This window comes from Vibrio sp. 10N.239.312.C11 (genome assembly GCF_041466065.1).
Lineage (GTDB): Bacteria > Pseudomonadota > Gammaproteobacteria > Enterobacterales > Vibrionaceae > Vibrio > Vibrio tasmaniensis_A.
Window position 1 is genome coordinate 1 of the sequence record NZ_JBFSRZ010000031.1, and the last position, 11,747, is coordinate 11,747.

Sequence of the window (11,747 nt, forward strand, 5' to 3'; positions counted from 1 at the left end):
CTGATCAGATCGTAGGTTCTTGATTTAGTTCCATTGAATTACGCAACAAAGCCGTCGCGTTGTGCCTTCTCCTATGCCAAAAAGCATTGTTGAAATTCAGCAAGTTGAAACTCTTCTAGATACAGAAAACCTTGTTATCGCTTGTGGCGGCGGCGGTGTTCCCGTGAGTATTGAACAGGGTAAGAGTACTGGCGTAGAGTGCGTGATTGACAAAGATCTTACGGCTGAATTACTGGCTGAAAAAATCCATGCTGACCTATTTATTATCTTAACCGATGGTTCAATTTTCCGTAACTATGGTAAAGAAGACCAAGCAGAAATGAAGCAAGCAACGCCTGCTGGTTTAGCAGAGTTTTCATTCCCTGCTGGTTCTATGGGGCCAAAAATTGATGCCGTTTGTAAATTCGTTGAAGCTGGCCTGGGTAATGCGGCGATTGGTTCATTATTTGATTTAGATAAAATAATCACCAATGAAGCTGGCACTCTGATAACGAAAGGTGAAGGTATTGTTTATTACTAATCTTATCGAGTGATAAATACTACTAATATAAATTACATTACAAGCCTCTTATTTAATTATAATGAGGCTTATTTCATTAGGACCGTTTAATGCTAGATGAGATAAATATTCATAAATTTGGAAATTAAACCTGAAAATAATGAATACATAATATATTTAAATATACCCAATCGTAATTATAACGTTATTTAATCAAAACAACGTTTCCAGTTCATTAAAAAACAATTCAATACGTTCACATCGGTGCATTCGCATCCGCTTGGTTCTCTGGCATCGCCTCAATAAAAGCGGGTAACTGGTTACACGCTTCAACAATCGAATTAATCAGCGGATACGGCGACATATCAACGCCAAAGCGCAGCGCGTTATACACCTGCGGCACCAAGCAGATATCGACGATACAGGGCGAATCCGTGAGGCTATACACCGAGTCGCCATGTGCTTTTCTGTGCTTCGCTAACTTCTCTTCAACTGCTCGGAAACCTTGGCTCATCCAATAGTGAAGCCAATCCATTTTCATCTCTTGTTCGCAAGATAATTCTCTCTCCAAATATTGCAACACGCGCAGGTTATTAAGAGGATGAATTTCCATCGCAATATCCTGAGCCATCGCCAGTGCTTGATAGCGCAGTGGTGTTTGCTCAGGAATCAGCGATACTTCCGGGCTACTCTCACAAGAATAGTGCTCATCGAGATACTGAAGAATAGCCAGTGACTGATTGAGTTGAACGTCACCATCCACCAGCACTGGCACCAATTCACTGGCATTGAGATCGCGATATTGTGGATCATGCTGCTCGCCGCCATTACGCACCAAGTGCACCGATTTAGACTCGTAGTTGAGTTGCTTTAGGTTCAACCCAATACGCACCCGATAGGCAGCTGAAGAGCGCCAATAACCGTAAAGTAAAATGTTCTTGTTCACGATGCTCTCGCTCATACTGAAACCCTATTACGTGGATTATAGCGATCGATACTGGCTCACTTTTTGGTCTATCGCGCCAAAAATAGAATCACCCGCCTCATCAAGCATCTCAAGCTTGATCGAGTCACCAAACGACATAAACTGAGTCGAAGGTTTACCATCGCGGATGGTCTCAATCATACGAACTTCAGCTATGCATGAATAACCCACACCGCCCTCGGCAATTGAGGTGCCATGATCGGTGCCTTGCTTATTCGATACCGTACCTGAGCCTATGATTGCGCCTGAAGATAGTGGGCGAGTCTTCGCAGCGTGAACAACCAACTCTGCAAAATTGAAAGTCATATCTATACCGGCATTCGGACAACCAAAAGGCTGGTCGTTGTAGGTCGATATCAACGGTAGATGCACCTTGCTGCCTCTCCATTGCTCGCCAAGCTCATCAGGTGTTACCGCAACCGGAGAAAACGCCGAAGACGGTTTAGACTGGAAGAAGCCAAAGCCTTTCGCGAGCTCAGCCGGAATCAAGCCGCGCAGCGACACATCGTTCACCAACATCAGTAATCGAATCGACTCGTGCGCCTGTTTAGCACTTGCACCCATTGGCACGTCACCGGTCACAATCGCGACCTCACCTTCGAAATCGATGCCCCATTCGTCGCTGGCAAATTCGATATTGTCACGAGGGCCGATAAACGCGTCTGAGCCGCCTTGATACATTAATGGATCGACCCAGTAGCTTTCTGGCATTTCAGCACCACGTGCTTTACGCACCAATTCAACGTGGTTTACATACGCGCTGCCATCAGCCCATTGATAAGCACGGGGCAGAGGTGATTCACAATACTGAGGTGCAAACACTTCACTGCCTGTGACATGTCCGTTGTTTAACGAGGTGTATAACTCTTCTAACTGAGAAGCCACGCTGTCCCAGTTATCCAATGCTACCTGCATGGTTGGCGCTAGATGCATCGCATGGAAAATTTCGGTGGCAGCTACACATTGTTTAAGATCTTTACTTACGACCATCAATAGACCGTCGCGAGTGCCATTTTTCTTGGTTGCTAATTTCATCCTTGTCCCTTACTTCTTATCGTCAGCCATGGTTTGAGAACCTGTCTCTTGCAAACCCGTGTCTTGCCAACTGTAGACATATTCTTTGTTCTCAACGCTATCGAGTTCATCAGAGAACTGCAGCGCGTGGCGAGTATCGATCATCACCGCCACTTCGTCGGTAAACTTCTTCTTATGCGCCTGACCTGCCTTAAAGGCTTTAGGGTGAGGTCCATGAGTGAAGCCTGCTGGATGGAAAGTCACCATGCCCGCTTCAATATTGTCACGGCTAAAAAAGTCACCAGCGTGATAGAAGAGTACTTCGTCGTAATCATCATTGTTGTGGTAAAACGGCACTTTCAGCGCACCGGGGTCGCTCTCAATCGGCCGCGGCACAAAGGTACACACCACAAAGCCAGCGCCAACAAAGGTCGTGTGTGCAGACGGTGGCAAGTGGTAGCGATGTGACATCAGCGGTCTGATATCGCGCCAATTCACTTGCACCACAGCCAAATCACCATGCCAGCCAATCGCGTCTAAAGGATTGAACGGATAAGTGATCACACTGACTTTGTCGTGGCGTTTCACCTGAACTTGAGTTTGATCTTCTGAATACTGAGCGCGGAATTGATCGTTGATCGATGGAATTTCAAGAACCGCTGGATCAAACACCGCGTGATTGCCGACCATGCCCTTCTCTGGCAAGGAATAAGCCGCGTCGGTGTTCTCAATCATCAAGATGAACATCGGCTCACTTGGCTCCAAGCGCCAATTGGTTGAGCGCGGGATCAACACGTAATCCCCTTCACTCACGGCTAAATGACCATAGTCGCAATAGAGATCAGCCCTGCCTTGGTGAATGAACAGTAGCTCATCGCCATCGGAGTTACGTACCAAGAAATCCATCTTCTCATCCATGCGCCATACGCGAATTTTGCAGTCCGCGTTGTGCAATAGATGAGGCACAGCCCAAGGGGTTATCTGACTGGCTTTTTCCACCAGCGTAAAATCAAAAGCGCGAGGGCGTAAGTCGCCCTCCCACTCAGACCAACCTGTTGGGGCATGTTGGTGATGAAAGTGAGCGGCAGGGCCGAAGAAACCACTCCGGCCAGCTTCTCGCTCATAAATTGCCTCTTCGGGGAAGTCGGCATGCGCTTGTTTAGAACACACCCCCTCCCGATGAGGAAACGAGATCCATTTATGCATCGTCTAATACTCCTCGACGAATCTGGTCCTCTTCAATCGATTCAAACAGCGCCTTGAAGTTACCTTCGCCAAAGCCTTCGTTGCCTTTGCGCTGAATGATTTCAAAGAACACAGGCCCAATTACCGTCTGTGTAAAAATTTGCAGCAAGATGCCGTCTTTGGTCGGCGCGCCATCAATCAAAACGCGTAGGTCACGCAATAGATCGGTGTCTTCCCCGTGGCCTTTTACACGCTCGTCGACTTTCTCGTAGTAGGTATCTGGGGTTGGCATAAAGTCCATACCGCGATCACGCAGAGTCTTCACGGTTTTGTAGATGTCATCGGTGGCGAGTGCGATGTGTTGGATGCCTTCGCCGTTGTATTCGCGAATAAACTCTTCGATTTGTGATTTGTCGTCGGAAGACTCATTGATTGGAATTCGGATTTTGCCACACGGTGAGGTCATGGCGCGGCTCACAAGGCCTGTCAGCTTGCCTTCAATGTCGAAGTAGCGAATCTCACGGAAGTTACCAAGACGCTCATAGAACCCAGACCACACATCCATATTGCCTTGCTTAACGTTGTGCGTGAGGTGGTCGATTTCATACAAGCCAACATTGGCTTCGGCCATGCGCTGTTCCGCATCGTCATAGAACCGGAAGTCGACGTCGTAGATGCTCTGCTTGCCATAACGATCCACAAAATAGAGCAGGCTTTCACCGATGCCATAAATGGCAGGAATGCTCAGCTCCATCGGCCCTATTTCTGTTTTGTACTCTTCACCACCGCCCTTGAATGCTTGCTCCATTGCAGCGGTTGCTTCGTTGACACGAAAAGCCATACCACAGACCGATGGCCCATGCACCTTGGCGAACGCTTCCGCTTGGCTGTGTGGCTGTTCATTGACGATAAAGTTGATGTCACCTTGTCGATACAACCAAGCTTCTTTTGAGCGGTGCTTGGCAATCTCAGCAAAACCAAGTGACACAAACAGCGCTTTAAGTTGCTCAATTCCCTTGTGGTCAACGGCAGTGTATTCAACAAACTCGAATCCATCCGTGCCAAGCGGGTTGTATGTATCCACCATGAACTTTCTCCTTGTACCTATTGGTTTTGTGTTGTGTGTTTTTTGTCCTTAATTAAATTTGGCTCACAAGCCGACAGATTGGAATGGATGGAAGGAAATGGACAATAACGCTAAAAGCCCGTCAGTTTGTAAAATATTTGTTACACATAAACTCTATTCACAAGAAAGTGAGTGCTATCAAGGGATTGAAAGATGGTTGTTTGATTTACAGCAGAGTAATGGATGTTATTGAATTGTTACATGCATCCTTTTATCAGCTAAGGTAATAAATCGAACATTAGACTGATGATGCAAAAAAGCCGCTGTAGTCAGCGGCTTGATGAGTTCTAGAAAGAACCTAATTCAAAGATGGGATCAGCGTTAATCCCAGTTGAGAATCGACCAATTCGGTTGATCAGCCAGTGCTTTCAAACGCGGGCATGGGTTTACTAGGTAAGCAAAATCAGCGTGTTCACACAAAGGTAAGTCGTTGATTGAATCCGTATAAAAGTGGATGTCTGAGTAGTTGGTTTCTTGATCATCCAACCACTCTTTTAAACGCGTGACTTTACCTTCACGGTAGCTTGGCACACCTAAGATCTGAGACGTGAAGCGGCCTTGGTTTTCAATCAAGTCGATACCGAGTGCATTCTCAATACCAATCTTGCGACCGACCGCTTCCACTAAGAAAGTTACACTGGCAGAGATGATCAACATGTCGATGTCATCATTCTCAAGCTTCTCAATCAAAGGTTTCGACTGCTTGAACTGTCTAGGCAAAATATGCTGTTCAACACACTCTTCCACCAAAGCGGTAACTTGCTCTGTTGGCATATCGGCTAAAGGCTGCATGGAAAACGTTAGGTAATCTTCCATGTTCAGTTTGCCTTCCGAATACAGGCCCATTAAGCGCTTATCTTCTTCAATAAAGTTGGGCGCAGTGGCAATGCCCTTTTCAACCAAGAATTCATTCCAGAGCATCGCTGCATCGGCATTGATCAGCGTTTCATCCATATCAAATACATACAAAGGTTTGAACATCTTAGGCTCTCACGGGTTGAATTTCGTTAAGGTTAAAACTAAACCATAGTTCTAGTTGGCTGCATGCTATAACGGGATTATGACATTAAGAGCATATTTTCGTGGCAGTTGTATTTCACGGCTATGACAATCACCACATGCTTGTTTTCCTAAATACAACAGCTTATGGATTCAATCAGTATTGATACGCGACGTATTTAACTATATGTCTTTAACTAACGAGATGTATTGGCTAACCAAGTGCTCATTAGCAAAAAAAAGAAACTCCGACTGATTCTGTCAGAGTTTCTTATAGAGTTGGATATGCTTTAGCGAGACATCAGCTAATTGAACCTAAACGATTTTCTGCTCATGTTCCTTGCTCGACTCAGTTCCTTTCGACAAGAAACTGGCAACGATCTCTCTCAGTTTCCCTTGATTGACGGGTTTTGGTAAAAATTCATCCATACCCACATCGAAGCACAAATGCTTATCTCGTTGCACGACGTTGGCCGTCAGCGCAACGATCGGAATGTGTTTAGAGGTTCCTTCTTCGAGCGCTCGGATCTGCTTGGTCGCTTCGAAACCATCAAGAACTGGCATCTGGCAATCCATAAAAATCATCTCGTATTCGTTGGCCTGGAATTTCTCGACACCAATTTCACCGTTGTCTGCAATATCCACCTCAAACCCCAGCTTCTTAAGCATCATTTTGGCGACTTGTTGATTCACTCTAGAATCTTCAACGACCAAAACCTTACCACTAAACGGAGCAGCCACTGGTTTTGGCTCTTCTTTGATTGGAGCTTGTTTGTCTATTTGTGTCGTTCTAACAGAAGCAGATGTCGTAGCTTCAACAGAACCCGATGGTTTGGTTAATGGCACGGGTTGATTATCTTTAAACGCTACCTCACCTCGATTTGGATAGGTAAAGATTGAGGTATCAGCCGATCTCGCCAGGACTTCACTCAGCGTCCATTTAAGCTGATTATCTTGATAAGGGCGAGCAATGTAGGCAACAAAACCCACTTGTTTGGCGCGTGCTTCATCCTGTTTTCGAGGATCGGCAGAAATCATCACTAGCTTCGGACAAGCTTTGTCAAAACGCTCAATCAAACTTCTTGCTAATTGGAATCCATCAATAGACGGCATCACTTTATCAATCAGCACCAGATCATAAGGCAACGACTTCGCCACAGACTCTGAAACAAGCTCTAACGCTTGAGTGGCGGTTTCACAGCACTCAGACTTAACGCCGAATGATTGAAGTTGTGTTGAGGTAATACGCATGTTCAACTGGCTGTCATCAACCAAAAGTACCGAGACTTTATTAAAATCGATGTTGCTCTCGTCAACGTCTAAGCTCGGGTCAAAGTCAGCGGTAAAGTAGAATGTACTTCCCTTACCTACGACACTGGTTAGCTCAAGCTTACTGCCCATTAAGGTCACGATCTTATCGCATATCGTAAGACCAAGCCCCGTGCCTCCGTAGATGCGGGTGGTGCTGCCGTCGGCTTGTTGAAACTTATCGAATACCGATTGTTGCTTGTCTTCTGCGATACCAATACCACTATCGGTCACCTCAAATTTCACTCTGAGCTTTTGTTCCGGCTCTATGACTTCTTCTAAACGAAGTGAGAGCATGACATGACCATGTTCGGTAAATTTGATGGCATTGCCAACTAGGTTATTCAGTACTTGTCTTAACTGAGTGCCATCGCCAATCACCATGGTTGGGATCTTAGGATCAATCGCCAGTTGGAATTTGAGCCCTTTTTGCTCGGCTTTAACTCTGAAGGTCGACTCTACGTCGGCAGCAATACCCATCATTTTCATCGGTTCTTGCTGAAGCTCTAAACGACCCGCTTCAATCTTCGAGTAGTCGAGAATGTCATTGATTAAATCGAGTAGAGTAAGCGAAGAGGTGTTGAGCATGTCGACATACTCTTTTTGCTCTTTCGGCATATCCATTTCAGAAAGCAGTGATGAAAGCCCAATAATCCCGTTCATTGGAGTGCGGATTTCGTGGCTCATGTTGGCAAGAAATTCACTCTTGTTACGGTTCGCTACCTCTGCAGTATCTTTAGCTTTTTCCAATTCTTGGTATTGTTGACGAATACGTTCAATCGACTGATTGTAGCTACTCTCTAATGTCGAGATCTCATCACTGTACGTAGAGTTAGTGGGTGTTAAAAATCGCGGTTTGTTGTCTTCAACCTGTTGATGGTTGATCTGAGAAGACATGGTCATTAAGCGCTTGACTACAAGGCGATAGACGATGGTTAAACACACCAGAGACAATAAGAAGATTTTAACTGCTTCGAAAGCGAGCAATAATAAGACCCGATCTTCAAAGTCGTTGAGAATCATACTCAGATCAGACTGCACCGTGAGCGTCGCCAGTTGGAACTCTGAACCTCCCATCTGATGCACCATATCCCAAGATTGAGAATAAGACTGACCGGACGTCTGTTGACCTAATTCTAAAATTTTTTCATCGGGGCTTTCTATTAACAGATAACTGACCGAGGGTAAGCGCGAGATACCTTCAGCTTGCACAAACAGTTGCTCTCGGTCTTCAACCCACAAACTGGCGGTTAAGCCGGAAAGATAACCAGCCTTAACCTGTTCGATCTGAGAACTGATAAAAGAAACTCGATTTTGGTACTCCACATACAAACCTAGACCTGTCACTATGACTGTGAATAAGGTACTGATTGCGATGATTACCCCGATCAACTGTCGGGAGAGTCCAATATAGCGTTTTCCTTTATTCACCATACAAAAATTACCATTATTGTTATCCTAGCAAACTACAATTACTCAACTAGTATAATAGTAGTCATTCATCAAATAACTAGGGAAGGTTATGAAAAAACATCTAATAGTTGCATCCATAGTCAGTTTGTTTTCAAGCAGTTATGCTTTTGCAAGCGAACCTGTTCACTACTACATTATTGCAAGCCAAGCGCAACCTTTTCAGATCGAAACTGACGGGTCATCTCACAGAGGAATGGTTTCGGATATTGTTGAAGCCGTATTTGACGACAGCCAATACGAGATCGATTACCACACCTACCCTTTCAACCGAATGGTCGATAAGCTCGACGCTAGAGAGAATCCCAACTGGGTCACCTATGGCAGCCCAAGTTGGGGAAATATCCAATCTGTAAACCTGTCTAAAGATCCGATTTACAATGTAAAACATGTGTTACTTAGCAGCGGCAAGAAGCCATTTGAGTTCAACACTATCGATGATTTAAACGGAAAAGCGGTGGTATTGCTGGTGGGATTTGAATATCCAAATCTAGAGCCTTATATCCAACAAGGTAAGCTTAACGAGATTCGAGTTAAAGATTACAGCGCGGCTTTTCGTGTATTAAACCGAACTCCGGGTGATACCGTTTTTGTTGAAATGGAATCTCGAATCAAATACAACCTAAATGAGCAGAAGCTCAGTATTGATGACTACCAGATGCAAGAGTTTGGCTCAGTGATCAATAACTACCCCATCCATTTAGCATTTGACCCTGAGATGGATCCTAAGCTGCAAAGCTTCATCAACCAACGTCTCGACCAAATGAAAGACGATGGTCAGCTCAACGACATCGTACAGAGTTACTTATAGCAACAGCATCAGTTGTAACCTTCGCATAAAGGTATAGCTTAAGTAACGTAATTTAGCTCTCTTCGATGACTAACTCGCTCTTAAGCCTAAAAGGCCGCCCTGATTAGCACAGAAGCTAAACAGGGCGGCCTTTTTAAATTCATCTTTAAGGGCTAAAAGAGTTTACCTGCAATCGACCTACTTAATTTGGAACCACGAAGGTAAATGAATTAGTGTGCAGCAATCAAGTGCAGTTGCTGAGTACGAAGCTCTTGTCGTACTGCCATCAGAATCTTGCCTAAGTGGTTCTCGCCGGTTCCATCGCCCCCATCCCCCCAGAAGTGGTCTTTGTGCGAATGCTCTTTGATCACCGAATCTCCGGTATTAGTAAGAAACAACGCAAACTGTGGGTTCTGCTTGAACTTCTCTGTGACAATGAACTGCATCACTTCGACACGAATGTCATACCAATCTTCCCGAACTTGGTCTTCATAATCACGGCTTAAAGAGAATGCTTCAGCAGGAGTCGAGGCTTCGAGAATGGTGTTGCGCAGCGCTTGAGAGGCAAACTTCATCGCTTGATAATAATGCTCGCTGGTTGCCCAAACTTGATCGTCGATTTTGATAGGACAAGCGGCAAAATTTGACAGGTACCCGTTTGGATCTTCAGGTTCATAGAACAGCACTTCTTTGGCTTTAGCCAGCGAATTAGACATAGCCTTCTCCTTACCAGCAACATCGCATATTTTTGCTTTAACTTTAAAATTAGTGGCGTTGCATATAACTGTCAAACAACTTAGTTAAAGAGTATGCCAAGGGCATGTTTTTAGTCGAGAACAAGTAATGTAGAGGAAGGACAATAGATTTAAATGGTGAGAGGCAAGGAGCATGGTTTACTTATAAAAAGCACAAACTTCTTTAAAAAAGGCATATAAATCAAAGGGTGGCGGTGCGCCACCCTTCTAAATGCAATGGGGATTGTTAATGAATTAGACCTAGCTCCCTCGCTTCTTCCAGACTAAAACCGCTTTCTCTAATTTCTCTTAGAGCTTCAATACGACGACGAGCTTCAGCAGATTTCATTTTCTTTTCTGGTTTGAAAGATACTTCTTCTTCAGCATCCCACTTATTTGCAATATTTGTCATTTCATCATGGTTGATAGAATTAATGGACATGTTTTCCTCCGAAAAGCACCATGTAATGGACAGGTAATCTGTAGCAAATGCTATTTCGCTTGTTAAGCAATTCTGTACTGAAATGTGATGATTCCGACGCTTCACAAAGCTAATTAATAAATGCCTCATTTAAACTTTGCCAAAGCCATTTTCTGCCATTACATTTAAAAGATTCCCCATAAGAAATGTGGTTTGATCCACCTCTCATTTTCCTCGTTCTCATTTCCTATTTCCCGCTGAAACTTCATGAAATAATCAAAAAATAATTCGAGTCACTTCATTCTTTTTGTGCTCTTCTCTTTCACTAAATTCAACACATGTTAATGATAATAGTTATCAATATCATAACTGAGTGTTTATCATGTCTAGGGAAAATTCAGAGACACCTCTTCTCGAAGTGAAGAATCTATGTGTCGATTACATTACCGATGACGGCGATTTTAATGCCGTAAAATCCGTAAGCTTTAACATAGGCCAGGGCGAGATTTTTGGTTTAGCGGGAGAGTCAGGGTGTGGCAAAAGTACCATCGCATTTGCCATTAACCGTCTGCATAAGCCACCGGCTTTCATCTCTGGCGGGCAAATACTGTTTGGCGGGCAAGATTTGCTGAGCTTATCGGACAGCCACTTGAACACCTTACGTTGGAGTGAGATCGCAATGGTGTTCCAGAGCGCGATGAACTCGCTTAACCCTGTACTGACCATTGAAGAACAGTTTGCCGATGTATTGCGCCACCACAAGGGCATGAACAACGAGCAAGCAAAAGATCGCGCCGAAAAGTTACTCGACCTAGTCAATATCCCTCGCCACCGTCTAACCGAGTACCCGCACCAGTTTAGCGGTGGGATGCGTCAACGTTTGGTGATTGCGATAGCTCTCGCGCTCAACCCTAAGTTGATTATCATGGATGAACCGACCACAGCACTGGATGTGGTTGTACAGCGTGAAATTCTGCAGCAAATACACCAACTCAGAGCAGAGTTTGGTTTCTCAATATTGTTTATCACCCACGACCTCGCACTAATGAGCCAACTGTGCGATCGAATTGCCATTATGCGTCATGGACAGATAGTTGAAGTCAACCAAGCCCATGAGATTCGCAATAACCCTCAGCACTCCTACACCCAAAAGCTATGGAGTTCCTTCCCCAATATTCACGAACACGCTCACGCAACTGCGTGCTAGGAGAGCTCC

11 protein-coding genes and 1 pseudogene are annotated in these 11,747 nt (G+C 44.8%); 4 read left to right on the forward strand and 8 right to left on the reverse strand.

The annotated features are described in order from the left end of the window. Window positions 1-52 precede the first annotated feature (52 nt). Window positions 53-520: pseudogene (locus AB6D07_RS14055) on the forward strand (carbamate kinase); the annotation flags it as partial. A gap of 235 nt (window positions 521-755) precedes the next feature. On the opposite strand, the gene maiA reads toward AB6D07_RS14055, so the two are convergent. The 4 genes from maiA to hppD are packed head-to-tail and all read right to left on the reverse strand — an operon-like array spanning window position 756 to window position 4,770. Next, window positions 756-1,460 carry a maleylacetoacetate isomerase gene (gene maiA, locus AB6D07_RS14060; protein WP_017102227.1) on the reverse strand — a complete coding sequence of 235 codons (705 nt, stop codon included), beginning with the start codon at window positions 1,458-1,460 and terminating at the stop codon, window positions 756-758. A 21-nt stretch (window positions 1,461-1,481) separates the two neighbouring features. Beyond that, window positions 1,482-2,519 carry a fumarylacetoacetate hydrolase family protein gene (locus AB6D07_RS14065; protein ID WP_017102228.1) on the reverse strand — a complete coding sequence of 346 codons (1,038 nt, stop codon included), beginning with the start codon at window positions 2,517-2,519 and terminating at the stop codon, window positions 1,482-1,484. A 9-nt stretch (window positions 2,520-2,528) separates the two neighbouring features. Further along, window positions 2,529-3,704, reverse strand: coding sequence for a homogentisate 1,2-dioxygenase (locus AB6D07_RS14070; protein WP_017102229.1), 1,176 nt, complete (start codon window positions 3,702-3,704; stop codon window positions 2,529-2,531). After that, window positions 3,697-4,770: a 4-hydroxyphenylpyruvate dioxygenase gene (gene hppD / locus AB6D07_RS14075; RefSeq protein ID WP_017097192.1), complete on the reverse strand. Its 1,074-nt coding sequence runs from the start codon at window positions 4,768-4,770 to the stop codon at window positions 3,697-3,699. The genes AB6D07_RS14070 and hppD overlap by 8 nt, the downstream gene beginning before the upstream one ends. Window positions 4,771-4,853: 83 nt before the next feature. On the opposite strand from hppD, the gene AB6D07_RS14080 reads away from it, so the two are divergent. Continuing rightward, the gene (locus tag AB6D07_RS14080) at window positions 4,854-5,036 is read left to right on the forward strand and encodes a hypothetical protein (protein WP_017102231.1); all 183 of its coding nucleotides are present in this window, start codon (window positions 4,854-4,856) and stop codon (window positions 5,034-5,036) included. A gap of 94 nt (window positions 5,037-5,130) precedes the next feature. Here the strand turns inward: AB6D07_RS14080 and AB6D07_RS14085 are convergent, their stop codons facing one another. Beyond that, on the reverse strand, window positions 5,131-5,790 hold the full coding sequence (locus AB6D07_RS14085; RefSeq protein ID WP_017102232.1) for an HAD family phosphatase: 660 nt from the start codon (window positions 5,788-5,790) through the stop codon (window positions 5,131-5,133). A 333-nt stretch (window positions 5,791-6,123) separates the two neighbouring features. Next, window positions 6,124-8,550, reverse strand: coding sequence for a response regulator (locus tag AB6D07_RS14090; RefSeq protein WP_017102233.1), 2,427 nt, complete (start codon window positions 8,548-8,550; stop codon window positions 6,124-6,126). 88 nt (window positions 8,551-8,638) lie between these two features. On the opposite strand from AB6D07_RS14090, the gene AB6D07_RS14095 reads away from it, so the two are divergent. Further along, window positions 8,639-9,397 carry an ABC transporter substrate-binding protein gene (locus tag AB6D07_RS14095; protein ID WP_017102234.1) on the forward strand — a complete coding sequence of 253 codons (759 nt, stop codon included), beginning with the start codon at window positions 8,639-8,641 and terminating at the stop codon, window positions 9,395-9,397. A gap of 209 nt (window positions 9,398-9,606) precedes the next feature. On the opposite strand, the gene AB6D07_RS14100 is transcribed toward AB6D07_RS14095, so the two are convergent. Together AB6D07_RS14100 and AB6D07_RS14105 are read right to left on the reverse strand one after the other, a co-directional pair. After that, window positions 9,607-10,167 (reverse strand): NADAR family protein, encoded by a 561-nt coding sequence (locus AB6D07_RS14100; protein ID WP_017102235.1) that lies wholly within the window; start codon window positions 10,165-10,167, stop codon window positions 9,607-9,609. Window positions 10,168-10,357: 190 nt separating this feature from the next. Further along, the gene (locus AB6D07_RS14105; RefSeq protein WP_004732575.1) at window positions 10,358-10,552 is read right to left on the reverse strand and encodes a PA3496 family putative envelope integrity protein; all 195 of its coding nucleotides are present in this window, start codon (window positions 10,550-10,552) and stop codon (window positions 10,358-10,360) included. A gap of 361 nt (window positions 10,553-10,913) precedes the next feature. On the opposite strand from AB6D07_RS14105, the gene AB6D07_RS14110 reads away from it, so the two are divergent. Then, window positions 10,914-11,738, forward strand: a complete 825-nt coding sequence (locus AB6D07_RS14110; protein ID WP_029222789.1) for an ABC transporter ATP-binding protein — start codon at window positions 10,914-10,916, stop codon at window positions 11,736-11,738. The last annotated feature ends 9 nt before the right edge of the window (window positions 11,739-11,747 follow it).